Source organism: Stenotrophomonas sp. STEN023 (assembly GCF_056760135.1).
On record NZ_JBRREF010000073.1, the window covers coordinates 1 to 24,787 of the forward strand.

At 60.0% G+C, this 24,787-nt stretch carries 27 protein-coding genes and 1 pseudogene; 12 read left to right on the forward strand and 16 right to left on the reverse strand.

All coding sequences use genetic code 11. The annotated features are described in order from the left end of the window. The first annotated feature begins 74 nt into the window (after positions 1 to 74). From ACVOLV_RS17200 to ACVOLV_RS17210, 3 genes are read left to right on the forward strand one after another with little or no spacing between them, the layout of a single operon-like run. Positions 75 to 965, forward strand: a complete 891-nt coding sequence (locus ACVOLV_RS17200) for a recombinase family protein (RefSeq protein WP_481555434.1) — start codon at positions 75 to 77, stop codon at positions 963 to 965. Next, on the forward strand, positions 962 to 1,858 hold the full coding sequence (locus ACVOLV_RS17205) for a plasmid partitioning protein RepB C-terminal domain-containing protein (RefSeq protein WP_313642749.1): 897 nt from the start codon (positions 962 to 964) through the stop codon (positions 1,856 to 1,858). Before ACVOLV_RS17200 ends, ACVOLV_RS17205 begins: the two co-directional genes overlap by 4 nt. Continuing rightward, complete coding sequence (locus ACVOLV_RS17210; RefSeq protein ID WP_313642750.1) at positions 1,855 to 2,757, forward strand: plasmid partitioning protein RepB C-terminal domain-containing protein; 903 nt, start codon at positions 1,855 to 1,857, stop codon at positions 2,755 to 2,757. The genes ACVOLV_RS17205 and ACVOLV_RS17210 overlap by 4 nt, the downstream gene beginning before the upstream one ends. Before the next feature lie 310 nt (positions 2,758 to 3,067). Here the strand turns inward: ACVOLV_RS17210 and ACVOLV_RS17215 are convergent, their stop codons facing one another. From ACVOLV_RS17215 to ACVOLV_RS17225, 3 genes are all read right to left on the reverse strand, one after another. Then, complete coding sequence (locus ACVOLV_RS17215; RefSeq protein ID WP_481555435.1) at positions 3,068 to 3,685, reverse strand: hypothetical protein; 618 nt, start codon at positions 3,683 to 3,685, stop codon at positions 3,068 to 3,070. A gap of 129 nt (positions 3,686 to 3,814) precedes the next feature. Then, positions 3,815 to 4,762 (reverse strand): toxin-antitoxin system YwqK family antitoxin, encoded by a 948-nt coding sequence (locus ACVOLV_RS17220; RefSeq protein WP_313642752.1) that lies wholly within the window; start codon positions 4,760 to 4,762, stop codon positions 3,815 to 3,817. Between the two features lie 221 nt (positions 4,763 to 4,983). Then, positions 4,984 to 5,466: a J domain-containing protein gene (locus ACVOLV_RS17225; RefSeq protein WP_313642753.1), complete on the reverse strand. Its 483-nt coding sequence runs from the start codon at positions 5,464 to 5,466 to the stop codon at positions 4,984 to 4,986. A gap of 10 nt (positions 5,467 to 5,476) precedes the next feature. Between ACVOLV_RS17225 and ACVOLV_RS17230 the strand changes: the two genes are divergently transcribed. Further along, positions 5,477 to 6,013 carry a helix-turn-helix domain-containing protein gene (locus ACVOLV_RS17230; protein WP_313642754.1) on the forward strand — a complete coding sequence of 179 codons (537 nt, stop codon included), beginning with the start codon at positions 5,477 to 5,479 and terminating at the stop codon, positions 6,011 to 6,013. 301 nt (positions 6,014 to 6,314) lie between these two features. On the opposite strand, the gene ACVOLV_RS17235 is transcribed toward ACVOLV_RS17230, so the two are convergent. The 3 genes from ACVOLV_RS17235 to ACVOLV_RS17245 form a co-directional block, all read right to left on the reverse strand. Further along, positions 6,315 to 6,809, reverse strand: coding sequence for a JAB domain-containing protein (locus ACVOLV_RS17235; RefSeq protein ID WP_313642755.1), 495 nt, complete (start codon positions 6,807 to 6,809; stop codon positions 6,315 to 6,317). Then, positions 6,806 to 7,762, reverse strand: a complete 957-nt coding sequence (locus ACVOLV_RS17240) for a DUF932 domain-containing protein (protein WP_313642756.1) — start codon at positions 7,760 to 7,762, stop codon at positions 6,806 to 6,808. Before ACVOLV_RS17240 ends, ACVOLV_RS17235 begins: the two co-directional genes overlap by 4 nt. A 577-nt stretch (positions 7,763 to 8,339) precedes the next feature. Next, on the reverse strand, positions 8,340 to 8,708 hold the full coding sequence (locus tag ACVOLV_RS17245) for an H-NS histone family protein (protein ID WP_099472814.1): 369 nt from the start codon (positions 8,706 to 8,708) through the stop codon (positions 8,340 to 8,342). 297 nt (positions 8,709 to 9,005) lie between these two features. Between ACVOLV_RS17245 and ACVOLV_RS17250 the strand changes: the two genes are divergently transcribed. The 3 genes from ACVOLV_RS17250 (at position 9,006) to ACVOLV_RS17260 (ending at position 13,528) form a co-directional block, all read left to right on the forward strand. Then, positions 9,006 to 10,103, forward strand: coding sequence for a hypothetical protein (locus ACVOLV_RS17250; RefSeq protein ID WP_481555436.1), 1,098 nt, complete (start codon positions 9,006 to 9,008; stop codon positions 10,101 to 10,103). A 51-nt stretch (positions 10,104 to 10,154) separates the two neighbouring features. After that, entirely contained in the window at positions 10,155 to 12,134 is a 1,980-nt protein-coding gene (locus tag ACVOLV_RS17255) for a BCCT family transporter (RefSeq protein ID WP_313642758.1), read from the forward strand. Positions 12,135 to 12,256: 122 nt separating this feature from the next. Further along, positions 12,257 to 13,528, forward strand: coding sequence for a DUF2254 domain-containing protein (locus ACVOLV_RS17260; protein WP_313642759.1), 1,272 nt, complete (start codon positions 12,257 to 12,259; stop codon positions 13,526 to 13,528). Positions 13,529 to 13,567: 39 nt separating this feature from the next. On the opposite strand, the gene ACVOLV_RS17265 is transcribed toward ACVOLV_RS17260, so the two are convergent. From ACVOLV_RS17265 to ACVOLV_RS17285, 5 genes are read right to left on the reverse strand one after another with little or no spacing between them, the layout of a single operon-like run. Beyond that, the gene (locus ACVOLV_RS17265) at positions 13,568 to 14,362 is read right to left on the reverse strand and encodes a sulfite exporter TauE/SafE family protein (RefSeq protein WP_313642806.1); all 795 of its coding nucleotides are present in this window, start codon (positions 14,360 to 14,362) and stop codon (positions 13,568 to 13,570) included. 18 nt (positions 14,363 to 14,380) lie between these two features. After that, on the reverse strand, positions 14,381 to 14,818 hold the full coding sequence (locus ACVOLV_RS17270) for a protein tyrosine phosphatase family protein (RefSeq protein ID WP_099472807.1): 438 nt from the start codon (positions 14,816 to 14,818) through the stop codon (positions 14,381 to 14,383). Further along, complete coding sequence (locus ACVOLV_RS17275; protein ID WP_099472805.1) at positions 14,815 to 15,246, reverse strand: YeeE/YedE family protein; 432 nt, start codon at positions 15,244 to 15,246, stop codon at positions 14,815 to 14,817. Before ACVOLV_RS17275 ends, ACVOLV_RS17270 begins: the two co-directional genes overlap by 4 nt. Beyond that, positions 15,243 to 15,683, reverse strand: coding sequence for a YeeE/YedE family protein (locus ACVOLV_RS17280; RefSeq protein ID WP_102947288.1), 441 nt, complete (start codon positions 15,681 to 15,683; stop codon positions 15,243 to 15,245). Before ACVOLV_RS17280 ends, ACVOLV_RS17275 begins: the two co-directional genes overlap by 4 nt. Next, positions 15,680 to 16,621, reverse strand: coding sequence for an MBL fold metallo-hydrolase (locus ACVOLV_RS17285; RefSeq protein WP_313642760.1), 942 nt, complete (start codon positions 16,619 to 16,621; stop codon positions 15,680 to 15,682). Before ACVOLV_RS17285 ends, ACVOLV_RS17280 begins: the two co-directional genes overlap by 4 nt. Positions 16,622 to 16,792: 171 nt before the next feature. Between ACVOLV_RS17285 and ACVOLV_RS17290 the strand changes: the two genes are divergently transcribed. The 3 genes from ACVOLV_RS17290 to ACVOLV_RS17300 all read left to right on the forward strand — a co-directional run bounded on the left by ACVOLV_RS17290 (position 16,793) and on the right by ACVOLV_RS17300 (position 19,712). Then, the gene (locus ACVOLV_RS17290) at positions 16,793 to 17,086 is read left to right on the forward strand and encodes an ArsR/SmtB family transcription factor (protein ID WP_049441866.1); all 294 of its coding nucleotides are present in this window, start codon (positions 16,793 to 16,795) and stop codon (positions 17,084 to 17,086) included. Between the two features lie 506 nt (positions 17,087 to 17,592). Then, complete coding sequence (locus ACVOLV_RS17295; RefSeq protein ID WP_313642761.1) at positions 17,593 to 19,071, forward strand: SulP family inorganic anion transporter; 1,479 nt, start codon at positions 17,593 to 17,595, stop codon at positions 19,069 to 19,071. 107 nt (positions 19,072 to 19,178) lie between these two features. Then, a complete protein-coding gene (locus ACVOLV_RS17300; RefSeq protein ID WP_313642762.1) occupies positions 19,179 to 19,712 on the forward strand; it encodes an arsenate reductase ArsC in 534 nt (177 codons plus the stop codon). Here ACVOLV_RS17300 and ACVOLV_RS17305 read toward each other — a convergent pair. From ACVOLV_RS17305 to ACVOLV_RS17325, 5 genes are read right to left on the reverse strand one after another with little or no spacing between them, the layout of a single operon-like run. Then, on the reverse strand, positions 19,673 to 20,758 hold the full coding sequence (locus ACVOLV_RS17305; RefSeq protein WP_313642763.1) for an ArsO family NAD(P)H-dependent flavin-containing monooxygenase: 1,086 nt from the start codon (positions 20,756 to 20,758) through the stop codon (positions 19,673 to 19,675). The genes ACVOLV_RS17300 and ACVOLV_RS17305 overlap by 40 nt on opposite strands. Positions 20,759 to 20,782: 24 nt before the next feature. Next, positions 20,783 to 21,769: a thioredoxin-disulfide reductase gene (gene trxB / locus ACVOLV_RS17310; RefSeq protein ID WP_313642764.1), complete on the reverse strand. Its 987-nt coding sequence runs from the start codon at positions 21,767 to 21,769 to the stop codon at positions 20,783 to 20,785. Positions 21,770 to 21,772: 3 nt separating this feature from the next. After that, complete coding sequence (arsB, locus tag ACVOLV_RS17315) at positions 21,773 to 22,831, reverse strand: ACR3 family arsenite efflux transporter (RefSeq protein WP_313642765.1); 1,059 nt, start codon at positions 22,829 to 22,831, stop codon at positions 21,773 to 21,775. Between the two features lie 20 nt (positions 22,832 to 22,851). Next, a complete protein-coding gene (locus tag ACVOLV_RS17320; RefSeq protein WP_313642766.1) occupies positions 22,852 to 23,343 on the reverse strand; it encodes an arsenate reductase ArsC in 492 nt (163 codons plus the stop codon). A gap of 23 nt (positions 23,344 to 23,366) precedes the next feature. Continuing rightward, on the reverse strand, positions 23,367 to 23,681 hold the full coding sequence (locus tag ACVOLV_RS17325) for an ArsR/SmtB family transcription factor (RefSeq protein ID WP_313642767.1): 315 nt from the start codon (positions 23,679 to 23,681) through the stop codon (positions 23,367 to 23,369). 40 nt (positions 23,682 to 23,721) lie between these two features. On the opposite strand from ACVOLV_RS17325, the pseudogene ACVOLV_RS17330 reads away from it, so the two are divergent. Together ACVOLV_RS17330 and ACVOLV_RS17335 are read left to right on the forward strand one after the other, a co-directional pair. Beyond that, positions 23,722 to 24,051, forward strand: a pseudogene (locus ACVOLV_RS17330) (NADPH-dependent FMN reductase); the annotation flags it as partial. A 49-nt stretch (positions 24,052 to 24,100) separates the two neighbouring features. Then, positions 24,101 to 24,766 carry an NAD(P)H-binding protein gene (locus tag ACVOLV_RS17335; protein WP_481555437.1) on the forward strand — a complete coding sequence of 222 codons (666 nt, stop codon included), beginning with the start codon at positions 24,101 to 24,103 and terminating at the stop codon, positions 24,764 to 24,766. The last annotated feature ends 21 nt before the right edge of the window (positions 24,767 to 24,787 follow it).

Sequence of the window (24,787 nt, forward strand, 5' to 3'; positions counted from 1 at the left end):
CCGAACCGCCTCGATCTTGAACTCATCCGTATAACGCTTCGTGCTCATAACCACCTCCGCCTAAGCCATAGTTTATGGCTGCGAGGTGTCTACGAAATCCTGGGCGATTCACCTCCGTCCTGAACCGAGAAGGCATCCCGAATGAGGTTGGTGGCTCCTGGAGCCGTGGGACCGTCCATCAAATACTAACGAATGAGAAATACGTCGGCCACAACGTCTACAACCGGACCTCGTTCAAGCTGAAGCTGCAACACGTTCAGAACCCGCCCGAGGCGTGGGTGCGAAAGGAACATGCGTTTGAAGCCATTGTTCCGTTTGATCTGTTCGAGCGCGTTCAAGCCGTTATAGCGGCACGTTCGGTCCACTTGGACGACCATCAGATGCTGGAAGCCCTGCGCTCGCTGCTTGATCGTCATGGCGCGCTGTCAGGGATGCTGATCGATGAAGAAGAAAGCGTTCCCTCCAGCAGCGCCTTCCGCCATCGGTTTGGAAGCCTGCTCCGGGCTTACAGCCTGGTTGGTTTCTCCCCCAAACGTGACTACGCCTACTTGGAGATCAACCGTTCCCTTCGACGGCGGCATCCCGAGATGGTCCAACTGGTGGTCGATGGCATCGCCCAACACGGCGGGTGGGTTGAGCTATGCCGGGATACCGGTCTTCTGCGGGTGAACGGTGAGCTCCTCACGTCCGTCGTCATCGCACGGTGCAAGCCCACACCCGCCGGCTCTAACCGCTGGCGAATCCGACTGGATACAAGCCTGACGCCGCATGTGACCGTAGTGATCCGGATGGATCCCGGTAACCGTCATGCCCACGACTACTACGTGCTTCCTTCCATCGACTTCACCCCCGATGGCATGCCCTCCATGGAGGACAACGGCTTTTCCTTGGATGCCTACCGGATGGACACGCTGGAAGAGTTCTTCGCCCTGGCCGGTCGGGCCGCATTGCTGGAAGCCGCATGACGAACAAAAGCTCAAGCGTTCAGATGATCCCCATTGCCGACATTCACGTCGCCAATCCGCGTGTCAGAAACCAACGCATCCACCGTGGCATCACTCGAAGCATCGAAACGGTGGGGCTCAAACGCCCCGTTAGCGTTCGTAACGCATCTCCTGATGAAACGTCGCTCCCGTATGCACTGATCTGTGGCCAAGGCCGCCTTGAGGCCTGCAAGCTGTTGGGCCACCGCGAGATCCCCGCCCTGATCTTGGACGTGGATGAGCACACCGGCCACGTCATGAGCATCGTGGAGAACGTCGCCCGCCGCACGCCCAGGGCAGCCGAGACCATGGAACAGGTCCAGGTGCTCAGAGAGCGCGGTTACTCGGACCCGGAGATAGCTACCAAGCTTGGCTGCACTCCGTCTTGGGTGAACAGCGTGGCCAACCTCATGGAGCGCGGAGAGCGACGTCTGCTCGCTGCCGCGGAGGCGGGCCACATTTCCTTGGCCCTTGCCGTCAACATCTCCCGGGCAAATGATCGCGATGCGCAACAGTTGCTGATGGACGCCTACGAGGCCGGTGAGCTCAAGGGAAAGAAGGTGACCGTCGTCCGACAGATCCTTGCCCATCGAGCCAGAAGCGGCAAAAAGGGAACCAGCACTTACGCGCACGGCGCGCCACGGAAGAAGCTTACCCCTGAGGACCTTGCCAAGCTCTACAAACGCGACGTGGAGATGCATCAACGCATCCAGAAGAAGGCCGAGTTCACGCAACAATCGCTCCTCCTGGCCCGGCAGATCTTCAAAGAGCTGTTTTCCTCCAAAGAGTTCTGCGGACTTCTCCTATCGGAGGGGCTGACCAGCGTCCCGCAACCACTGGCTGACCTGCTGCCGCGCAGAGGATTGGCCCGATGAACAAGAAGCAACCTTCGGGCGTACGCCTGGGCTTTGAAAAGGACTGCGTAGACATCCCTTTGGCACTGTTGAACTACTGCGTCCCCATGCCAACAGGGATCAAGGGATCGGTCAAGTATCAGCAGATCATGAGCTCGGTCAGGATAGTCGGATTGGTTGAGCCCATCGTGGTCGCCTTGGACCGGGGCAACGCCGGACAGTTCTTAGTCTTGGACGGGAGAATGCGCCTGGAGGCCCTGAAGGAACTGGGAGCCTCCGTGGCCCCCTGCCTCATCTCAACCGACGACGAAGGCTATACCTACAATAAGCAGGTAAACCGGCTTTCAGTCATCCAAGAGCACCGAATGATTCTCAGGCTAGCCGAAAGTGGTGCTTCTGTGGAACAGCTGTCGGAGGTGCTCAACATCTCGGCCAGCTCCATCCGGGACAAGTTCCGGCTTCTGGATGGCGTTTGCGACGAAGCAACCGCCATCTTGGCCGACAAGCCGGCTGCGGCCGGCGTGTTTCGATTGCTGCGGAAGATGAAACCCTTCCGACAGATCGATGCGGCTCAGACCATGGTCAACTTGGGGGATTACTCAATCAAGCTTGCAACCGCGCTTCTCCAGAACACGCCGATGGAACAGTTGATAGAGCCATTGGCAAAAAAGGCGGCCAATGGTGCTCCTATCGAGGCTCTCCAACGCTTGGAGCGGGAGCTGGCAGCGCTGCAAGCCGATACAAAGCTGCTGGAGGAGAATTATGGCCCAGCCAGCCTCCAGCTCGAGATCGTCAAAACCCATATTGGATCTACCCTCCTGGACAATGCAGCAGTTGTGCGATGGCTGGCCAAGAACAAGCCTGACCATCTTCAACAGCTTCAGCGAATTGCGGACATAAAGCTCCTCAAGGCCGGCTAGCCCGTTGAAGTTCCACACCTGGTATCGAAACCATTGCCCAGTGTTGACGCGAGCCATTCGCCGGCCAGACTGACCAAAGCGCGTTCCGCATGCCTATGCGCGTTACCAGCGCTGTCGAAGCTGATGCTTCGCCGGCAAGGCCAACCTCGACTTCTTTGAAAGAAGAAGCAAAATCCTAGGTTGCCAAGCGAGGCGATGGTGAACTGGCGAAAGAACTATTTCATGACGCTGATCACGTGGCCTCCAACGCCCAATGCGAGATAGTCCAATCCAGCTTTTGCCGGCTGACTGAATCACGCACGTGCTTTCCTCATTCCTGTTTACCAGCTACCTCAATCCACTTCCCGTTGTGAAGCAGATAACTGACCTTCTTCTCCATGGAGGGACAGCACGTAGCATCATCTGGCCCTTGCACCAGGATTGACGCCATGAGCACTCCATCCCGCACGAAGAGTGTCTGAGCCACTTCGCCATAACCAGCTACTCTGCGGGAGTCCACACGACGGAGACCGCCCTCCTCTCTGACGAAGGCAGCCAGGTAGGTGGAGTAGGCCATGCTTCCATCATTTGCTTCGAGCATGAACAACACCGCCTTGTCGCTGACACCATCTCCGTTCAAATCTCCTTCTGCAATCCGTCGCGCCTCCTGGTTTTCCTGAGCATCACCGAGCAGTATCGCCTGACCAGCAAGCGCTTCGTTGATCACAGCGCTATCCGGGACGGCCACTACCGGGTCCGCTGTGAGAACGGGCTCCACTAAATTGAGGGCACACTCCTGTGCCTCTGCCTGTTTGGGGGTCAGACCTGCCGGAACTTCGCATCCAGCCAGGTTGATGTCGCCCTCCTGGGTCAGCGACGCTTCCTTCTTGCATGCTCCCACCGCCAGAAGCAATAGGATACCCGTGCACATCGTTGCCATTCGTTTCATTCCGTTTCCTTCCTCAATAGGAAAAAAGTCAAGCGCATGCTTTGAGCGGGCATGCCTGCGCATGCCCGCTCTTTTCTCCATTTCCGCGCTATCGGCAAGATCCACTGCGTCGGCTCAGAATCTCACCGGTCAGTGGCTACCTTGCAGTTGTTGCTGGCGCTGCTCCAGCCATTGCCGATGTTCGGCTTCCTGAGCTGCTGCACGCGCAGCTGCGAAAGCCGCAGCTTCTGCTGGGCGCACAGGCCGGGCCACTCCATACTTCTTCAAGGCTGCTGCGAACAGCGCATCCTCTTCAGCTGTAATCGGCTCATCCGTCCTATCGTACTTTGCATACATCGCCTCAAACTGCGTGTAGTTGAGGTACTGCTCACCTTCCTCGGTGAAGTACTTCTCTTCGCTGATCACGCCACCACTGCCCACTACCCTCGCTGATATCTTGCCATTGGGGTAATACGCCAACTGCTCCCCCTCTTGTTGCCCTTCCGAGAAGGTGCTCACCACCGCAGGGCTGCCATCCTCATAGAAAACCTTTGAAGGCCCTTCCAGCTTGCCGTTCTTGTAGCCAATCTCAAACATCGTCTTCTGCTGGCCACCATCGAACCACCCGCGTGCAGTGCCGTCGATCTTCCCCTTCGTAATCGGAACCTCCATGTAGGGATATCCTGAGACGCTGTAGAGCTCAAGCTTTCCATCGAGACTCCCATTGACGACGCGAGTTTCCAGTGCGCGCTCCCCATTTTCGTCATAGGTACAACTCAGATCACCGACGAGCTTTCCTTGGTCGAACTCCACCTGGCAGTGGACCTTCAAGCCAGCCAGCGGCCGCCAATGTGCGTTGTATCCCTGCGTTGGTATCGGATGGGGCATGGAATTCACCACGTTCTCGATTGCAGCGATCGGCCTGCGCAACTGCTCACGAGGGATGTTCGTGACGTTGCCCGTGAATGGCTCGTTCTCGCCGGTCGCGTAGACCAACCCGTTATTGACCTCTGCATTACGCCAGTCCAGAACCGGCTTGCTGCAGCCGACCAGGAGAAGGGCAACTGCCACCGCCGACACGTATTTCGTTCCTTTCATGTACTTCCTCGTTGGTTGAAGTCAGATTGTTTGTTTCAATTGCTCACTGACGATCTTGAACAATCGTCGTAGGTCATCGGCGTTGGGAACACTCAAGGTGATGAAGGGCTCGCCATGGATCCGGATGTGGGCACCGTGGGCAGTGATCTCCGTTAGACAGCCCAGTAACCGGATCTCTGCCGGCTCGAACTTGGCCTTGCACCGAATCTGGGTTTCGGTGATCAGCCCCCCTCTCTGGCACCGCCGAACACGGTGTCGTCGATGAGCACGACAACGTCCTGGGCCCGCAGCCTCTCCCCGTAGCTGTCCAAGGCTGCCTGGAGCTTCTTCTTTGGAATGTCCGGAGCCACAAACACGCGTTCAAAGGGCTCATTGCTGAACTCGAGTCCCTCCAGGGCCTGCCGAAGCGAGAGCAGAGGAGGAGGCTCTGGAGCCTTGGTTTGTGGAGCCTCTGGCTCGGGGCTGGGTCTGGCTGCGGCTTGGAGGCGATCAAAGCGTTGCCGTTGGTCCGGATCTTTGAGGACGGCATAGGCCTTGTTGACGGCCTGCATCTTGGCCGTCGCCCATGCCACGGACGACGCGTCTCCCGCGGCATAACGATCAGGATGGTACTGGCATCGCCGACCCTTGTAGGCCAGATCTATTTCCCAGAGGGGTGCCTTGGGGCGTACCCCGAGGACTTCGTAGTGGTTTTCCTCGCTCATCCCTTGCCCCATGTTCGTCGGGCTCCTCGACATTGATCCTCAATCGAGTTACACCTATAACTGTCAGTTAAAGTCTGCCACAGGACCGGAGCTTCCGTCATGCTCGATAGCCGCCTCAGATCTGTTCCTTTCGGTGCCCAAGTCCAAAATCCACGCCTTTTTCGCTGCCAGGCTTATCCAAGCCCGCCAGATGCGCGGTTTCAGTCAGCGTTCCTTGGGCGACGCGATGGGTATGGGCAAGGAACGAGGGGCGGTGCGTATTAATCGCTACGAGCATCAAGTCACCGCTATCGGCTTCGAAAGCCTTGAAACAATGGCTGAAGTGCTAGAGGTGCCCGCGTCCTACCTACTCGCTGAAAGTGCGCGAATGGCTGATGCGATTCTGGCGCTGTCGCACGCTGACGAAAGTCAACTCAATGCCCTAGCGGATCTGATTCCAGCGCTAGTGAGCAATCCTGAGTTTCTGGAAAAACTTCAGGAGGTGATGAACCTCCCGAAGACAGAACAAGCCATGTCCTTGAACGACCTTAACAGCGGTCGCGACTAAGGCCCTTCCCTTTGTCGGATGCAAGGTAACAAAACGAAGGAACTGCCAATTTCGCGTTCCTATTCTTCATCTCCGAACTCCAATCGTCGCGCATTAACTAGGTGCTCCCCAGCTTTCATACGAAGCTTGCTAGCTGCGTCCCTCATCTTCGCCCGCTGACGCCAACCTTCCGAAGATGCTGTTCTCTCTACTTCCCGAGCCTGTCGGTCCAATTCCGCAGCTTTGGCGCGCGCTAGCGCTGCGCTGGTCATTGACCCGGACGTATCCCTTTCCGTCATGTTCTTTCCTAAGTATTCGTACTTTAGATCTGCCCGAGTTGAGCCATCGAAACTCCCTGAGATGACGACACAACGAGGTGGTCAACGACTCTCACGTCTACCATCGCCAGCACTTCCTTCAGCCGCTTGGTGATCGCTCGATCCGCTTCTGACGGCTCGCAATGCCCGCTAGGGTGGTTGTGAGCCAGTAGGATCGCTGCAGCGTTCAGGGCCAAGGCACGTTGGACGACAATCCGCGGATGGATCTCAGCACCATCTATGGAACCTGAGAACAGCCGTTCTACGGCGATCAGGCGGTTTCGGGTATCAAGAAACGCCACCTCAAAGTGCTCGCGGATCTCATGCCCCATACGCAGGCGGAAGAACCTGCCTGCAACATCTGGATCTCCCAACAGGAGGCCACTGACCATTGCCCTGCTCTCTAGGATTTCCAATGCCTGAGCGAGGACGGAGCTGTCTCGTTCGTTCAAACCGCCAGGTAGCTCTTCCAGGCATTGCTTCTGCAGCGACACGTTCATGCAGCTTCCCCTAACAGTTCCTTCCAAGCCTTCTGCTTTAGCAATGCCCCCTGACCGAACCAGGCCGCATCCAAACGGTTCTCCGTACTCTGTGCCCGCCGATGGTGGTCAACAAACTCGGTGATGCTATTGAGCAACCCAAACGCCGTGCCTTTGCTGGTTTTCAAGCTAGCCCCTCTCCCCCGCCCGTCGTATAGCGCCCGCACCTTGGCTACAGCCTGCTCGTTCACGATGGTTTTTCCATTCTGAGCAGCCGGATACGTGAGCAAATCCCGCAGCACCCCATCGACCGAATCGGGGTTCACAGGTGTCTCACAGAGGATCCGCATACGCTCGACGAAGCCATGCCAGCCCTCAACAGCAATACCCAACTGGCCTTTGACCCTGTCAGCATCAAAAGCACTGCGATGCGGGACCTTAATGGCTCCGGTTCGGTCCCCAACAGCGATCTGCAGGGTGTTGTTACACACCACGCGAACTGAGGTGAACTGGGCGGTGGTAGCCAGCGTTCCGTCACAAGCCGTAGCCAGAAGAAGGTAGCCATTGACCTGATCCTGGCCCTTTAGGGCCACACCCTGACCAGTACGGGCCAATGCCCAGAACTTCCGCCCTCCACGAAGCACGCCTGCCGTTTCCAGCTCAAGGCCGCTGTACCGCGTCAGGTCGCGGTAGAACTCCAGGATCTCCCGGGGCTGTACTACTTGATAGCGCTTAGACACCACAGCCAAAGGTCGTTTGGTGTCAGAGCGATAAAGCACCTTCTGTCCGGGGAACGCCCGAACGGGATACTGATCTTCGGCCTCGGCGGCAAATCGCACTTCAGCCTCCTCCAAGGACCAATTCATGCCGGCGCGCTCGCGCCATACTTCAATGGTCTGCCCTGGAGCCAACTGGCTTCCGATGCCATGCCATGGGGCTTGGCCTGCATAGGCCATGGTTTCAACGTGATGCATCTCGGTCTCCTTTCATAGACGGCATAACGCACAAGGCCCGGACAGTGCCGGGCCTTGTGCGTCTATCTGGATTGTTGGTTTAGTCGTAGGAATCGCGGCCGAACTGGTCGGGGCGGGTGAACGAACAACGGGCTACCGCTGACAAGATGGCCGCGGCCACGATGAAGACGCAATAGAGGAACTCGGATTTATCTTTCATGCCTAGTACTCGAAGCGATACGCCGATGCGCGGCGCACACGCAAAGCAGGAGGATCCTGCTTCAACGTAGTACTAAGGGTCTGAAATTTTTTCAGATAGGGGTCTGCCTCATCACCGGGACATTCGATCCGTGTCTGGAGGACTAACAAACGGCGGCTTTCGGCCAGAAGCGGATACTGCAATCATTGCTGCCTGAGCGCACTCTCCAAAGGCAAGGGGAGCGCCTGCTGTTCGCCCGCTGTCACATCAACTGCGACTAGCTCCAATCTTTGATCGCCTACCTGGCAGGGCATTCCGCGCACCAGCATCCTGTTCGATCTGATGACTAGTGATTCTCAGGGCCGGCTGCGGTACCGGTGTACGCCTGCCCCATTGTCACTACTTGATCAGAAAGTCATTCAGTGATTTTCCGCTTGCTACCAGCTCGGCTATCCATCGCGGTTGCCGCCCTCGACCGGACCACGTCTGGCCGCGCACTGCAGGATTACGGTACTTGGGAGCGATCTTGGGCACTGTCGATTTGGCAGACCTCCGATCGCCTCGCTTCTTGGCGGCTTCGGAGGGCGCGATCACTGAAGCGCCGTAGAGCTCTTCTATCGTGTAGCCATGATCCTTGACGTACTTATTGATCTTGGCGCGCATCGCTGTGGCCTTAGGGCGTGACAGCACTTTAGACTGCTGCTTCTCCGCCTGAGCAATCAGTGAGCGAAGTTCCTTGGCCGAAAGGCCGCTGATATCAATAGTCATGAATTCTTCCCCCGGTGTCGAGGCCCTAGCCTATTCTCAAATGACATTGCGTGTCACTCCATATCCACTATGAGTCGCTCAATCACAGGATCGACTACTAAAGTGTATCGTGTTAGCTACTCTCTCGCTGCACGTGACTTTCACGTGGTATATGGACCTGAGGACTAAAGACGGGCCGTGAGTGATTGCTGTGGCGTCGCCAGGAGTTCTTTGAGATCGCCTGTTTGAGGCAATGGATGAATCGACGTTAGACTCAAGCGCTTTCCGTAGCAGATCAGGGAGGCAACGCGCACAACCGTGAGATCAATTCCCTTCATTGTCGCTGCCGCGTTGGTGGGAACTTCGCTGGCCGCAGATGCTTCTGAGGATAACCTCCATAGAGATCCTTACTTTGATCCAGGAGGCGCCGTCAGGTTCAACTATGGCTGGCTCGACTACGGGCCGACCAGCCGCCTGCAGCTTGAACTGATGCGTGCAGATCTTGATGCTGGAACCGGACCGTTTTCCTTCTCTGCCCAGTACCGCTGGTACGATGGTTTCGACGCCGTACATCACGCCTACGCGGGCTGGCAGTTCTCCGATGCTACCCAGCTCAAGGCAGGTATCCAGCAAGTCCCGTTCGGGCTGATCCCTACCGTTTCGCAGAGTTTCTGGTTCGGCTCCGGCTACTATCTGGGCATCGAGGATGATTACGATCCGGGCCTTGTGGTGATTCACCGCAGCGGCAGCACAACTTGGCATCTTGGCTGGTTCTCTGGAGACGAATACGGGTCCGGGGCTCGCTACGATCGCTACTCCTTTGATGTCGCGCAGACCGAGGCGTTGCCGTATCGCGAGCGGCAACGACTGCATGCACGCGTGGAGAGCGCGCGCGACTGGGGCGGCGGCGAACTGTTGCTGGGCGCGTCGGCGTTTGCTGGCAAGGTGCAGAACACTCAGACACGGCGTCACTACGGTCATCAGGGCGCGGCCCTCCATGCACAGTGGCAGCGCGATGGTTGGACCGCGCAGTTGCAGTGGGCGCGGTACCGGTATGACGTACCCGGAGATCGCATCGCAATGTCGGCGTTCCAATCCCCCTTCCAGGTTGCAGCGCAGGCGGATGTGCCAAGCGCCAACATCGCCTATTCGTTCGGCCAGAAGGGCTGGCTGGATGACATCACCTGCTATAACAACCTCAGCATGACCCGCCCGGTCGGGCACCGCGCGGGCCTTCTTGATTCGTGGCAGAACGTGACCGGTTGCAGCCTGCAGAAAGGCATCATGCTCACCTATGTCGACTGGATCGCTGGCCGCAACATGTGGTTTGCTGGTGGTGATGGTATCAGCATCGACGAAGGAGGCCCTTCCAGCTGGCATTCGCGGCTGAACCTCAATATCGGCTTCTACTTCTGATCGGCCTCGCGCAAGCCCGAGGCTATTTCACCCAATAACACGGAGGTATCCATGCAGAGCACGGCTCCGCAACATCCCCCCGTTCGCCAGCGGATTCTTCCGCAGGTGTTCATTCCCACGGCAGCCATCGTCATCGCGCTGCTAGCGCTTGCTGCCATCGCGCCCGATATGGCGACGCGGTGGTTCACCGCGGCGAAGTCATGGGCTGCCAATGATGCAGGCTGGTTCACCATCCTTGCAGTGGCCGGCTTCCTGGTCTTCGTCGTCGGCGTCGCCATCAGCAGTTACGGCCGCATCAAGCTCGGCCCTGACCACAGTACGCCGGACTACAGCTACGGCTCCTGGTTCGCCATGTTGTTCGCTGCCGGCATGGGCATCGGTCTGATGTTCTTCGGCGTTGCAGAGCCCATCATGCACTACGCCACGCCGCCGGTCGGTTCGCCCGAGTCGGCCGCCGCTGCCCGCCAGGCCATGCGCATCACCTTCTTCCACTGGGGCATCCACGCATGGGCGATCTACGCAGTGGTAGCGCTGTCGCTGGCGTACTTTGCCTACCGGCACAATCTCCCTCTGCGTGTCCGGTCCGCGTTGTATCCGCTCATCGGCGACCGTATCCACGGCCCTTTGGGACATGCCGTAGACACGTTTGCCGCGCTGGGTACCATCTTCGGGCTGGCCACCTCGCTGGGCCTGGGCGTCATGCAGATCAACGCCGGCCTGAACTACCTGTTCGGCCTGGAGGTCAGTACGCTCGCTCAGGTTGGCTTGATCACCGTCATCACACTAGTGGCCACTGGCTCGGTCGTGGCTGGCCTGGACAGCGGCGTGCGCAGGTTGTCCGAGCTCAACATGATCCTGGCGGCGGCGCTGCTGGCCTTCGTGCTGGTCTGTGGACCTACCGTGCACCTGATGCAGGCACTGGTGCAGAACACCGGCATGTACGTTTCCCAGCTGTTCTCGATGACCTTCAACCTTTATGCCTACGAACCCACGGGTTGGCTGGGTGGCTGGACGCTGTTCTACTGGGGCTGGTGGATTGCGTGGTCGCCCTTCGTGGGCATGTTCATCGCGCGCATCTCACGTGGACGCACCGTCCGTGAGTTCGTGGTGGGGGTGTTGCTTGTGCCGCTTGGCTTCACATTCCTGTGGATGACCATCTACGGCAACACCGCGTTGCACATGGTGCGGGCAGAGGGCATCCAGCAGTTGGTGCAGGCGGTCTCAACCGACAGCTCGATGGCGCTTTTCGAGTTCTTGGAGCACCTGCCGCTGACCATGCTGACCTCTTCGCTGGCGGTCATCCTGGTTGCGCTGTTCTTCGTAACCTCAGCGGACTCCGGTGCCCTGGTAATCGACATGCTTACCTCGAAGGGTGAGGAGGAATCACCGGTCTGGCAGCGGATCTTCTGGGCGCTGCTGGTCGGCGGCCTGGCGATTGCATTGCTGGTGGCTGGCGGGCTGGAATCGTTGCAGGCTGCCACCATTGCCAGCGCGTTGCCATTTACGATCGTCATGATCCTGATGTGCTGGGGACTGCTGAAGGCCATGCATCTGGATGCCACCAAGCGCTCGATCCTGCGGGAGGCACGTATCCTGCCGGGCACCAGCGAGGATTGGCGGGCGCGCCTGCGCCTGTTGGCGCACAACCCGTTGAAGATCGAGGTGACCGGCTTCATCGAGCAGCGTGTCATCCCAGCATTGGAAGAGGTTGCGGTTGAGCTGCGCAAGCAGGATCTGCCGGTGCAGGTCTCCAAAGGGGGGGGTGGTCGTGCGTGGCTGCAGGTTGGCCATGGCGAGGAGATGGACTTCTTCTACTCCGTACGGCCCCAGCCCTATGAGCCGCCGACGTTCGCCCTGCAGGATCCCCGTCGGCCGGTCAGCGAGGGTACCCGTCATTACCGAGCGGAGGTCTATCTGCGGGAGGGCGGGCAGGACTACGACGTCATGGGGTGGACCAAAGTTCAACTCATCCACGATGTGCTCGATCAGTACGAGCGCCACCGTCAGTTCCTGGACAAGGTGCGCTCGTAGAATCCGCACACAGATGCCGCCCAGAGGAGCGGCATCTGCCTTGGGTCGGGCATGACCCTGCCTTGACGTGGCCTCGGCGCCCGACCGTGCTATTGATGGTCGAACTGCACAGGAAGTGGCCAATGCTTACCAGATTGAGGCTTGCAGCCAGCAAAGTTACCAAGCGGATGTGGTTCCGCTCGACCCTGTATGGCGCCCTGGGCATCATCACGGCGTTGGCCGGCGCGTTCCTGAAGTTCCTAATTCCCGCCGGCCTTGCTGCACGGATCGGCGCAGATTCCGTCGGTAACATTCTTGGCATTCTTGCCGCGTCGATGCTGACGGTCACCACCTTCTCGCTGTCCACCATGGTCTCCGCATACGGGTCCGCGTCCAGCAGCGCCACCCCGCGCGCGGCCCGCCTGCTGATCGAAGACACACGGGCCCAAGGTGCGCTGGCCACCTTCATTGGTGCCTTCCTGTTCTCGATCGTGGGCCTCATCGCGCTCAGCACCGGCATCTACGGAGACAGCGGCCGGCTTGTCCTGTTCGGGGCAACCATCGCGGTCATCATCGTCATCACAGTGACGTTGCTCAGGGCTATCGAGCAGTTCTCACGCTTTGGCCGCGTTGGCGAAACCATCGATCTGGTGGAGCGGGCGACCAAAGCGGCAATGAAGCGCCGCGCCGAGGAGCCTCGGCTCGGCGGAGCCAGTGCGGTCCCGGTAGGGGAGGGGGCGGTACTGCTGGTTGGCGATCAGGTTGCCTACGTTGAACATGTGGACGTCGGCCGGATCGACGGCATTGCACAGGAACATGATCTGCGCGTTCATCTGCTCTGCCAGCCGGGTACGTTCGCAACTCCGGTCCGTCCCTTGATAGCCATCGAGGGGAATCCACTTCCAGACGTGCAGAGTGAAGTGATCTCAGCCATTTCCTTCAGTGACTCGCGCTCCATCGAGAATGACCCACGCTTCGGGCTGGTCGTGCTTGCGGAAATTGCCCAGCGAGCCATGTCACCTGCAGTGAACGACCCTGGCACCTGCATCGACGTCATCGGGACCTGTGTCAGGCTGCTCTGTGCATGGGCCAGCCACACCGGGGACGCTGCGACGTGTGATGTGCTCTATCCGCGTGTGCACGTGCAGTGCCTCGATGTCCGCGACATGTTCGAGGATGCATTCACACCAATCTCCAGGGATGCGGCCGGCTCGCTGGAGGTCAATATCCGGCTGCAGAAGGCCTTCGTAGCGTTGGCAGGGTCCTCGAATGAAGCGACTAGAGTCGCATCACAGGCGCATGCCCGCATTGCGTTGGAGCGCGGCCTATTGGCCATGGATTTCGAAGCTGATCGCAAGGCGCTTCGAGCCGTCGTATCTAATTTGACTCTGGAAGATGTGGACCAACGTTCGTAGTAATTTCCTAACAATGCCTTTGAAGCGCTGCGCTGGCTATCAGTGCTCGGCTGTGGTCTGGAACACATCCGGCCAGCCCACCTTCCACAGCATGTATGCGGCAGTAATGAAGATCAGTACTGCAAATACCGTGTTCAGAGCTCCACGATAGCTGGCAAGCTTCGTCGAAGTTGCTGCTCCTGCAGTACCACCAGCCATGCCGGCAACGACGAACACTGCCGCGAGCTTCCAGTCGATCAGACCTGCATGCGCGTAGTTCAGTGCGGTGGTCATGCCAAATGCGGCGACGGCGACGAGCGAGCTTCCGACTGCGGCGATCATCGGCATGCCCGTCGCGGCCACCAGTGCGGGCACGATAAGGAAACCTCCGCCAATGCCAAAGAAGCCGGATAGCCCGCCGGCGGTGGCGCCCAGCCCAATCAGTGCGGGCGCGTTGCGTCTGCCGAGCCGAGCGTCCGCGAATCCAGGCGTGTTGCGCCTGCGAAGCATGGCGATGCCGACAATGACCATGACCACAGCAAACAGCGCCAACAGCCTCTTGCCGTCGAAGGCCTTGCCCACGCTGGAACCCAGGTAGGCGCCCGCGACCCCCGCCAGGGCGAAGACCGAAGCACAGGGCCAACGAACATGCCCTCTACGGGCGTGTACCACCAGATTCGACACCGCATTGACCGCCACTGCCAGGGCGCTGGTGCCGATAGCCACATGCGGATCTTCCACGCCGACCACGTAGAGCATCAGTGGTACCGCCAGGATGGATCCGCCCCCGCCAACCACGCCGAGCACGAAGCCGACCAGAACACCAGACAGGCCGCCCAGCACCCACTGCAGCAGAGATAGGGTTTCCATATGTCAGTCGCCGGACGCCGGACCTTGCTGCAGCCGTGTTGCGATGGAGGAAAGGTCATAGCCTGCGTCCGAGGCAACAGACAGGACGTGGGCAAACGCCGCTCTGTTGTGAACGACTTCCGACAGCGCCCAGAGCATCGCAGCACGGGTGCCGGTTCTGCAGTACGCGGCAACAGGGCGTGGCAGCGCGTCGATCAACCTGGCAAAGGTATGCACCTGATCATCGGTAATGACACCAGGCACGACGGGAAGATAGGCAAACTGCATGCCCGCCTGGTGGCAGGCAGCCTGCAGCGCATGGTGACTGGGCTGCTCCGGCTGTTCGTCGTCAGGCCGATTGCAGATCACGCTCGCAAAGCCCTGCTCCTTCAGAGTTTCAATATCCTCTGGCAGGAGCTGACCGGATACCTTGAGGTTGGCAGAGAGTGGTTTGAGGTTCATGGTTGTCCCGTAGGTGCAGTGGGGTGATGAATGAGGCCATGCAGGATCACGCCTGCGATCATTGCCGTGGTGAAGATGATCGCGAAGGGCTGGCCGGTTCCCAGCAATGCGATGGCAGGGCCGGGACACACTCCGGCCAGTCCCCAACCCAAGCCGAATATTGCCGAACCAATGACCAGGCGCCGGTCGATGATGCGATGGGTGGGAATGTGCAGCGATTCGGCAAGCAGAGGTGTTCTACGGGCGCGTATCCGCAGGTAGGCTGCGCCGGAAGGAATCAGTGCGCCCAGCATGACCAGCGCCAGTGAGGGGTCCCAGGCGTCGCTCACATCAAGGAAAGCAAGCACGCGGGCTGGGTTGGCCATATCGGATACAACCAGGCCCAATCCGAAGAGTGCGCCGCACAGGAACGCGGCAAGACGGATCATGCCGGGCCCCCGGTCGCAATCTGTACCAGGGTCGCCGTGGCCATGCCTACGAGCATGAACACGCAGGTCGCCACCACTGACCGCGGCGACGCCCGGCCCAGGCCGCAGACACCGTGCCCACTGGTACAGCCCGCCCCAAGGCGAGTTCCGTAACCCACCAGCAGTCCGGCAATCACCAGCACCACAGTTCCGTTTGCGGAGAGCGCCGGCAGGGGTATGGGTCTGGCCGCCAATGCCAAGCCTGACGCCAGGGCAAGTCCTGCCAGAAACAGGACAGCACTGCTGCGCCCGCCGTCACCTGTCATGCCCAGTGCCCTGGCAAGCAGACCCGAGATGCCAGCAACGCGCCCGAGAAGGAGTAGATAGGCTCCGGCCGCTGTTCCGATCATGGCACCCCCAGCGAGCGGCCAATACCAAGCCAGATGAGAGAGCGTCATAGCAGGTCCACCGGCAGCTTGAGGTAGCGCACGCCGTTGTCTTCGGGTTCGGGCAGATGGCCTGCGCGCATGTTGACCTGCACTGATGGCAGGATCAGCCGTGGCATCGGAAGCGTGGCATCACGAGCCTCCCGCAGTTGCACAAACATGGCTTCGCTCACGCCCTCGTGCACATGCATGTTTGTCGCCCTTTCGGCACCGATGGTTGTTTCCCATGCGAAATGGTCCCGGCCGGTGGCTTTGTAGTCGTGGCACAGGAATACACGGGCGGCGTCGGGCAGGGACAGCAGGCGCTGGATCGAGCGATACAACTGGCGAGCCGAGCCACCTGGAAAGTCGCATCGGGCGGTGCCGTAGTCCGGCATGAACAGCGTGTCTCCAGGAAATACGGCGTCGCCGATCACGTACGCCAGACAAGCGGGAGTATGGCCTGGCACGTGCAGCGACATCGCCTGCAGATTACCGATGCGGAAGGAGGCACCGTCAGCGAACAGGTGATCGAACTGGCTGCCATCACGCTTGAACGCAGTACCGGCATTGAAGACCTTGCCGAAGGTTTCCTGGACGGTGGTGATGTGTTCGCCAATAGCCAGCGCGCCTCCCACCTGCTCCTGCAGCCATGGAGCCGCGGACAGGTGGTCGGCATGCGCGTGGGTTTCCAGCAACCACTGCACCTGCAGGCGCTCGGCACGCACGTAGTCCACCAACGCCGATGCGGAGGACGTGGACGTGCGGCCTGCGGCCATGTCGAAGTCCAGGACGCTGTCGATGATGGCGCACGCTGAAGAAGTTGGATCGCATACGACATGGCTGGCAGTGAACGTAGCAGGGTCAAAGAACGTCTTCACGGAAGGTGAGGGAAGCAGGCCGGCACGCGCATCACTGACCAGGCGCACAGCCTGCCCCAGGGGGGCGTCTACCGCTACGGATGGGATCATGGCTGGCTCCAGGAGGCTTCGTGGCCTGAGAATTACATAGTTACGTAATCTGTGCAACTATGGAAACATGCTAGATTGAACCGGTTACCCATGGTGTTCGCATCACATCAGCCGCCCAAGTTGCCATTGCCTGTGACCAGCCCCCCATTCAGCCCGTCTGACCTAGCCACGATGAAGGAGCGCGTGCCCGAAGTGGCCGAGTTGCTGCGCTTCATGGCCACCCCCTCACGCCTGTTGCTGCTATGCCAGCTCGCGCAAGGTGAAATGACGGTGGGCGGACTTGAGGACGCAACTGGCATTCGACAGCCGGCTCTCTCCCAGCAACTGGCCGAACTCCGCCAACGAAAGCTTGTAGCGACCCGGCGGGAATCGCGGTCGATCATCTACCGCATGGCAGACCCGCGCGTTGCAGCACTGCTGGGCGCGATGCATGGGATCTTCTGTGCGGACGATGCATCAACTTGAAGTGGCCTAAGGCGTCCTAGAAGGGACGGGCTAGACTCACTGACCTAGGGGAATTTAGGCCATTGGCGTAGTCTGCCCCAAAACCAATTGACCGCAGCAGGCTCGAGGTCTGCTGCGGCCTAGGGATGTTTATCAGGGATGGGGTGTATGTCTGCGTATGGCCGATAGCGGGACATAGGACCCGCGGCGAATGTCCACCTCTTCTTTGGAGATTCGGTCAGAGCTCAATTCAGTCTGATCAACTGCCTACCAGCTTGTCGACCTCGCCTGCGAAATGATCTTGGGATCTGGGAAGCTACCCTTGAGAATGCACCGAGGCGACCGCGATGCCGGATTTCCCCTCAGGCGCTATGCCGGTTTACAATAGACCGTCAAATACCTAACGGATCGGCTAGCGATGACTCCACCCTGACGCTTGATTGAAGAAGCGATCCAGACACTTAGGTCTGGAAGGGTGCCTGTTTCTTTCGTTTGGCGCGCACGGCTGTGCGCGGAGATCATTTCCTATGTCTGCAATTTATCCCCTGCGCCAGCAATGGCTCGGTAACATCCGTGGTGACCTGCTGTCGGGCATCGTCGTTGCGCTAGCCCTGATTCCTGAGGCAATCGCGTTTTCCATCATCGCCGGCGTCGACCCAAAGGTAGGTTTGTATGCCTCGTTCTGCATCGCCGTCATCACCGCCATCGCCGGTGGTCGCCCTGGCATGATCTCGGCTGCGACCGGTGCCATGGCGCTGCTGATGGTCACGCTGGTTCGCGAGCACGGCATACAATATTTGTTTGCTGCCACGATCCTGGCTGGCGTGCTGCAGATGCTGGCCGGCGCCCTGCGGTTGGGCTCGCTGATGCGCTTTGTGTCGCGCTCGGTGGTGACCGGATTTGTGAATGCACTGGCGATTCTCATTTTCATGGCGCAGCTTCCCGAGCTCATCGGCATGCCGTGGATGGTGTATGCGATCTGTGCTGTGGGTCTGGCAATCATCTACCTGCTGCCGCTGCTGACCAAAGCCGTTCCTTCGGCATTGGTGGCGATCGTGGTTCTTACGGCCGCTTCCATGTATTTCGGCTTCCAGGTACGCACCGTAGGCGACATGGGGGCGCTGCCTGACAGCCTGCCGTCGTTCCTGATTCCGGACGTGCCATTCACCTGGGAGACACTCCAGATCCTGCTGCCGGTTTCGGCGACTTTGGCGGTCGTTGGCTTGTTGGAATCGCTGATGACCGCGCAAATCGTCGAGGACATGACTGATACCCCCAGTCAGAAGAACCGCGAGTGTGCAGGCCAAGGCTTGGCTAACACCGTGACGGGCTTTTTCGGGGGCATGGCGGGTTGTGCAATGATCGGCCAGTCAGTGATCAACATCACGTCCGGTGGCCGGGGCCGCCTCTCCTGCCTTGTGGCCGGCGTGGTTCTGCTACTCCTCGTTGTTTATGGGTCAAACCTGGTGAGTCAGATTCCAATGGCCGCGCTGGTCGCGGTGATGATCATGGTCAGCATCGGCACCTTCAACTGGCGCTCACTGCGCGAACTGGCCATTCATCCCAAGAGCTCTTCAGTCGTGATGATTGGCACCGTCATCGTGACCGTGGCTACCCACGACCTTGCCAAGGGCGTGCTGACAGGCGTGGTCCTGTCGGCGGTGTTCTTCACCCGCAAGGTCGGCAAGATGCTGAGCATCGACGACACCCAGGTCGACATCGACTCGCGCGTCTACGTTGTGAGGGGGCAGGTGTTCTTTGCGTCTGCCGGACAGTTCGTGAGCAGCTTCAACTATCTGGATGTCCCCAAGAACGTCAAGATCGATCTGAAGGACGCCCACTTCTGGGACCTGACCGCCGTTGATGCGCTCGACAGGGTAGTGATGAAGCTGCGCGAGCACGGCGCGACCGTTGAAGTGTTCGGTCTCAACGATGCAAGTGAGACCTTGGTTGATCGCCTGGGAAAGCACCGTACGCCAGGCACCGCGCTGTCGTCGGGTCATTGAATGAGCGAAGCGGGCACCGAATGGTGCCCGCGTCCTTTCCGGCAGTCATCGAACTGACATATGGCAAGGTAATACTTCGATTATTCTAGATAAATGGTTTCGATGGTATGCGTACCCTGAGTGTTCTGTTCCTCTGCACCGGCAACTCGGCGCGCAGCATTCTTGCCGAGGCACTAGCCAACCATTTAGGGCGCGGACGTATCCGCGCTTACAGTGCCGGCAGTTATCCCAAGGGCGTAGTTCATCCAGTGACCCTGCAGGTGCTCTCGGAGATTGGCTTCGACGTTGCCGGGCTGTCGAGCAAGCCGTGGGAGGCATTCGCAGGTCCGAAAGCACCACAGATGGATCTGATCGTGACCGTGTGCGATCGCGCAGCGGGTGAAGCGTGTCCAGTGTGGCCAGGTCACCCGGTTACGGCTCACTGGGGTATCCCCGACCCGGCTGCAGTACAGGGCAGCGCGGAGCAGGTCCACAAGGCGTTCCTGAGCACGCTTCACCAGCTCCAGCATCGTCTCGGCTTGCTGTTGGCGCTCAAGCCTGAAGCGCTGGACCGCATGACCCTGCAATCGCAGGTGCGGGTGCTGGGCAATGGCGCCGAGGCTCACGCGCCAGATGACAGCGGAGAAACAGCCCCGACGTAGTCGCTGATTTGCCTTACTGCCTCGCGCGCGTATCGGGTCCCCCCGATCAGCGTGGCCGACGCTGCGCCATTCCAGTCGCCATAGCCAAGCAGCCAGACCGATGGCGCTGCGACCGAACGGACCTGGGTGTCATCCACGTCGATCCGACCCAGGGCGTTGACCATGCCCATTCCTTCCAGGTGCGACAACGCCGGCCGGAAGCCGGTGCACCAGATCACGGCGTCCAAGTTGCGTTCGCTGCCATCTGCCCACTGCATGCCGGTGGCGGTGAAACGGACGGGTGGCGGCATGGAGACCAGTACACCGCGGCGCCGTGCATCCACCACCGGCGGCACCATGACGATGTCGCCAAAACCACCCTGCGGAACATCCGGTTCGCGGCCTTCCTGCTGGGCCCTCCACTTCTCGGTTGCGCGTGCGAACAGAACGCGCCCGTCCACATCGTCGGCCAGGAAGGCTGGCTTGCCCTGGGTGATCCAAGTGGTGTCGGCCACCTTTGATACCTCGGCCAGAATCTGTGCCCCTGAGTTGCCGCTGCCGATGATCGCCACGCGCATTCCGGCAAAGGATCCAGGATGGCTGTAGTGGGCCGAGTGCAGCTGCACGCCGCCGAATGCGTCCATACCTTCATAGTCGGGCGTGTAGGGATGCCGCCAGGTACCTGTGGCGCTTATCACTGCACGCGTATGCCACTGTCGGCCGTCATCTGCTTCCACCAGCAGCCGGGTTCCCGAACGACTGACGCGTTCCACCTGCACGGGACGGACGACGGGCAGTGCATATTTGTGCTCGTAGCGCGTGAGGTAGTCCAGCACTTCCGCCTGCGAAGGGTACGGTTCCCGGGTGGCGGGCATCGGCCAACCGGGAATCGAGCTCCAGCCCGCCGGCGAGAACAGATGCAAGGATTTCCACGCATGCTGCCACGCCCCACCAGGTGACGTTTCAGCATCAAGAATCACATAGGACAGCCCGCTGCGACGCAGGAAGTAGCCAGCCGAAAGACCCGCCTGCCCACCTCCGATCACCACCACATCGACGCTGTCCATCTGGAATTCCTCACATCGCTGCACTCAGGCGGCGTTCCTGTGCTGCTGTTGATCGGAGATCTTAAGTGCATCCAGATAGCGCTCGGCATCCAGTGCGGCCATGCAGCCGAAGCCGGCGGAGGTGATGGCCTGCCGATAGTGCTGGTCGGCCACGTCGCCTGCGGCGAACACGCCTTCCACCGAGGTCAGGGTGGCGTTGCCGCCCAGCCCGGAGCGGATTTCCAGGTAACCGTTGTTCATCGCCAGCTGGCCATCGAACAGGGTGGTGTTCGGGTGGTGGCCGATGGCCACGAAGAAGCCGTGGGCATCGATGTCGCGGGTGCCGCCGTCCAGGGTGGACTTCACGCGCACACCGGTCACGCCGGCGTCGTTGCCCAGCACTTCCTCCACCTGGTGGTGCCAGACGGTTTCGATCTTGCCTTCGGCCACCTTCTTGAACAGCTTGTCCTGCATGATCTTTTCCGCCTTCAGGGTGTCGCGGCGGTGGACCAGGTAGACCTTGCGGGCGATGTTGGACAGGTACAGCGCCTCTTCCACGGCCGTGTTGCCGCCACCCACCACGACCACGTCCTGGTCACGGTAGAAAAAGCCGTCACAGGTGGCGCAGGCGGAGACGCCGCGGCCCTTGAAGGCCTCTTCGGTCGGAATGCCCAGGTACTTAGCGGTGGCGCCGGTGGCGATGATCAGCGCATCGCAGGTGTACTCGTGGCTGTCGCCGATCAGCTTGAACGGGCGCTGCGACACGTCAGCGGTGTGGATGTGGTCGAAGATCACCTCGGTCTCGAAGCGCTCGGCGTGGGCCTGCATGCGTGCCATCAGGTCCGGGCCCATCAGGCCATGGGCGTCACCCGGCCAGTTGTCCACCTCGGTGGTGGTCATCAGCTGGCCACCCTGCTGCAGGCCGGTGATCACCACCGGGTTTAGATTGGCGCGGGCTGCATAGACAGCGGCGGTCCAGCCGGCCGGGCCGGAACCAAGGATCAGCAATGGAATGTGTCGGGTGGTGCTCATGGCTCAGCGGCTCCGTGCGTCGGCAGGAAAGTAGCGCTTGCCCAGCCGCAGGGCGACATGGACTAGCAGGATCAGTACCGGCACTTCCACCAGCGGGCCGATGACAGCGGCGAAGGCGACCGGCGAGGCCAGGCCGAAGGCCGCGATGGCTACCGCGATGGCCAGTTCGAAATTGTTGCCTGCCGCGGTGAACGCGATGGCAGTGGTGCGCGGATAGTCCTTGGCGATCAGCTTGCCCATGAAGAAGCTGATGACGAACTGGATGATGAAGTACAACGTCAGCGGGATCGCGATGCGCACCGCGTCCATGGGAATCCGCAGCACGTCGCCGCCTTTGAGGCTGAACATTGCCACGATGGTGAATAGCAGTGCGGCCAGCGTTATCGGGCTGATGGCAGGCAGGAACTTCTCTTCATACCACTGCACGCCCTTGCGAGCCTTCAGCCATCGACGGGTGAGGAAGCCGGCCAGGAACGGGATGCCCAGGTAGATCAGAACCGCCTCTGCGATGGTCCAGACGCTGACATCGATGACGCTGCCCTGCAGTCCGAACACCGGCGGCAACCACGAAAGGAAGAACCACGCGTAGACGCTGAACAGCGCGATCTGGAAGATCGAGTTGAATGCCACCAGGCCGGCCACGTACTGGCCGTCGCCGCGTGCCAGCTGGTTCCACACCAGCACCATGGCGATGCAGCGCGCCAGGCCGATCAGGATCAGGCCGGTCATGTACTCGGGGTAGTCGCGCAGGAACAGCACCGCCAGGCCGAACATCAGGAACGGGCCCACGATCCAGTTCTGCAGCAGCGAGAGCATCAGCACGCGCTTGTCGGCAAAGACGGTGGGCAGTTCCTCGTACTTCACCTTGGCCAGCGGCGGGTACATCATCAGGATCAGGCCAATGGCGATTGGGATGTTGGTCGACCCTACGGAAAGGCTGTTCAACGCGCTGGGCACGCCTTCGAGCATCGCGCCCAGGCCGACGCCGAGCGCCATGGCGGCGAAGATCCACAGCGTCAGGTACCGGTCCAGAAACGACAGGCGGGAGGTGTCAGTGGTCATGGGGGCTTCCGGGAGGATGGTCAGTTGATCTGCGCAATCGGTTCAAGCTGGGCCTGGAGGGCTTCACGGTCATCCCATGTCCCGTCAGGAATCTCCAGGAAAGCCTTCAGGCGGGCTTTGATGATCTGATGCGCCCTGTCGAACGCTTCAGCCTTCTGTGCATCCGAGCCTTCCACACCGGCCGGGTCGAACAGGCCCCAGTGCACGCGCACGAAATCGCCAAACACAACCGGGCACGCCTCGGCGGCCGCGCTGTCGCACACGGTGACGATAAGATCCATGGCAGCAGCATCCGCTTCAGCAAATTCGTCCCAGGACTTGCTGCGCAGGCCCTCCACCGGTAAGCCCTCGCGCTGCAATTGGGCAATGGCGAACGGATTGACCCGACCGGCTGGCTGGCTGCCTGCACTGAAGGACTGATAGCGACCTTCGCCCCACTTTTTCAGGGTTGATTCGGCCAACACGCTGCGCGCGGAATTGCCGGTACAAAGGAACAGAACACGACGGGTCATTTTGGCGATCTCTGGGTAAGGGGTCAGCAGCCTGCGGGGCGTTCACAGGCCTGTTCGTCGGCACAGCAGTTTTCGGTGAGGTAGGCCACCAGCGCGTTCATCGCCACGAACTCGGCCCGGTAGCAGATAGTCCGGCCACGTTGCTCGGCGCTGATCAGTCCCGCAGCCAGCAGCTCCTTCAGGTGGAAGGAGAGCGTGGCGCCAGGCAAAGAGAGGGCTTGGGCAATGTCGCCGGCCAGCTTGCCGGCGCTCCCCGCCTGAACCAGGATGCGGAAGATCGACAGGCGGGTGGCATGACCCAGTGCAGCCAAGGCATGGGTTGCTTTTTTATGTTCCATGATTCTAGAATAATCGAATTAAAATGACAGGACAACCCCCGTGCAGCAGATCCCTAACGTGGTCTCGGGTGCCTTGGACATCCCCACGGCCGCCAAGCTCAACGATCCGGTCGCCCAGCCACACCGGCCACGCATCCTGATCCTGTATGGGTCGCTGCGGCCGCAGTCGTTCAGCCGCAAGCTGGCGCTGGAGTCGCAGCGGCTGCTGGAGCAGCTTGGGGCGGAAACCCGCCTCTTTGATCCACATGAGCTACCGATGCTTGACTCGGTGCCGGCCACTCACCCGAAGGTGCAGGAGCTGCGTAGGGCATCGCTGGCAGAAGCTGCAATGCATTGTTATAGCGAACGACAAAATCGCAGGCGCGCCGTATCAAGCAAGCCTGCGACGAATCATTCGCTGATCTTGTTACTCAACCACAATGTACTGCGCCACCGGGCACCTCGGCACCAGCGTCGTATCTCATCTGATTCAGAAGATCGGCACCGCAGCCTTCACGGCACTTGCACGAGATGAGGGTAGGACCAAGCGACTGCGTGAAAGCCATGTCAACGTTCGCATTGCCGATTTCGATAGGCCAGACACCCTGGGCCCAGCACTGGTCGGCGTGAAGAAGCTGCTCCTGATCTCGACCATGGCCGAGAATCGAGCCGAACAACATAAGAACGTTATCGATGCTGCAAAGAAGGCTGGTGTTGAGCACATCTTCTATACAAGCCTTGCCATCAAATCGATCGACATCTCGCATGTTCGGGGACTGATGGGAAGTCACTTCGAGACAGAGGATTACATCAAGGCCAGTGGCCTGAAATACACCATCCTCACGAACACGATGTACGCCGAAGCGATGCCGAAGATTGTTGGCTCGGGCCTCATCGGCTCATCCATCGCGCTTCCCGGCGGGGACGGTCGCGTCCCTTACGTCCTGCGCGCAGAGCTTGCCGAAGCAGCTGCAAACGCCATTTCGAGCGCCGGGCACGAGAACCGAATCTACAACCTGAATCGCCCAGGATTTCGTAGACACCTCGCAGCCATAAACTATGGCTTAGGCGGAGGTGGTTATGAGCACGAAGCGTTATACGGATGAGTTCAAGATCGAGGCGGTTCG

Coding starts and splice junctions, on each gene's coding strand:
- ACVOLV_RS17230 (WP_313642754.1), top strand. CDS start 5,477: ATGTTCGTCGGGCTCCTCGACATTGATCCTCAATCGAGTTACACCTAT.
- ACVOLV_RS17305 (WP_313642763.1), bottom strand. CDS start 20,758: ATGGACAGCGTCGATGTGGTGGTGATCGGAGGTGGGCAGGCGGGTCTT.
- ACVOLV_RS17255 (WP_313642758.1), top strand. CDS start 10,155: ATGCAGAGCACGGCTCCGCAACATCCCCCCGTTCGCCAGCGGATTCTT.
- ACVOLV_RS17280 (WP_102947288.1), bottom strand. CDS start 15,683: ATGACGCTCTCTCATCTGGCTTGGTATTGGCCGCTCGCTGGGGGTGCC.
- ACVOLV_RS17275 (WP_099472805.1), bottom strand. CDS start 15,246: ATGATCCGTCTTGCCGCGTTCCTGTGCGGCGCACTCTTCGGATTGGGC.
- ACVOLV_RS17260 (WP_313642759.1), top strand. CDS start 12,257: ATGCTTACCAGATTGAGGCTTGCAGCCAGCAAAGTTACCAAGCGGATG.
- ACVOLV_RS17240 (WP_313642756.1), bottom strand. CDS start 7,762: ATGCATCACGTTGAAACCATGGCCTATGCAGGCCAAGCCCCATGGCAT.
- ACVOLV_RS17300 (WP_313642762.1), top strand. CDS start 19,179: ATGCGTACCCTGAGTGTTCTGTTCCTCTGCACCGGCAACTCGGCGCGC.
- ACVOLV_RS17285 (WP_313642760.1), bottom strand. CDS start 16,621: ATGATCCCATCCGTAGCGGTAGACGCCCCCCTGGGGCAGGCTGTGCGC.
- ACVOLV_RS17225 (WP_313642753.1), bottom strand. CDS start 5,466: ATGAGCGAGGAAAACCACTACGAAGTCCTCGGGGTACGCCCCAAGGCA.
- arsB (WP_313642765.1), bottom strand. CDS start 22,831: ATGACCACTGACACCTCCCGCCTGTCGTTTCTGGACCGGTACCTGACG.
- ACVOLV_RS17290 (WP_049441866.1), top strand. CDS start 16,793: ATGAAGGAGCGCGTGCCCGAAGTGGCCGAGTTGCTGCGCTTCATGGCC.
- ACVOLV_RS17205 (WP_313642749.1), top strand. CDS start 962: ATGACGAACAAAAGCTCAAGCGTTCAGATGATCCCCATTGCCGACATT.
- ACVOLV_RS17325 (WP_313642767.1), bottom strand. CDS start 23,681: ATGGAACATAAAAAAGCAACCCATGCCTTGGCTGCACTGGGTCATGCC.
- ACVOLV_RS17320 (WP_313642766.1), bottom strand. CDS start 23,343: ATGACCCGTCGTGTTCTGTTCCTTTGTACCGGCAATTCCGCGCGCAGC.
- ACVOLV_RS17270 (WP_099472807.1), bottom strand. CDS start 14,818: ATGAACCTCAAACCACTCTCTGCCAACCTCAAGGTATCCGGTCAGCTC.
- ACVOLV_RS17200 (WP_481555434.1), top strand. CDS start 75: ATGGCTGCGAGGTGTCTACGAAATCCTGGGCGATTCACCTCCGTCCTG.
- ACVOLV_RS17295 (WP_313642761.1), top strand. CDS start 17,593: ATGTCTGCAATTTATCCCCTGCGCCAGCAATGGCTCGGTAACATCCGT.
- ACVOLV_RS17235 (WP_313642755.1), bottom strand. CDS start 6,809: ATGAACGTGTCGCTGCAGAAGCAATGCCTGGAAGAGCTACCTGGCGGT.
- ACVOLV_RS17335 (WP_481555437.1), top strand. CDS start 24,101: ATGTACTGCGCCACCGGGCACCTCGGCACCAGCGTCGTATCTCATCTG.
- ACVOLV_RS17210 (WP_313642750.1), top strand. CDS start 1,855: ATGAACAAGAAGCAACCTTCGGGCGTACGCCTGGGCTTTGAAAAGGAC.
- ACVOLV_RS17245 (WP_099472814.1), bottom strand. CDS start 8,708: ATGACTATTGATATCAGCGGCCTTTCGGCCAAGGAACTTCGCTCACTG.
- ACVOLV_RS17215 (WP_481555435.1), bottom strand. CDS start 3,685: ATGAAACGAATGGCAACGATGTGCACGGGTATCCTATTGCTTCTGGCG.
- trxB (WP_313642764.1), bottom strand. CDS start 21,769: ATGAGCACCACCCGACACATTCCATTGCTGATCCTTGGTTCCGGCCCG.
- ACVOLV_RS17220 (WP_313642752.1), bottom strand. CDS start 4,762: ATGAAAGGAACGAAATACGTGTCGGCGGTGGCAGTTGCCCTTCTCCTG.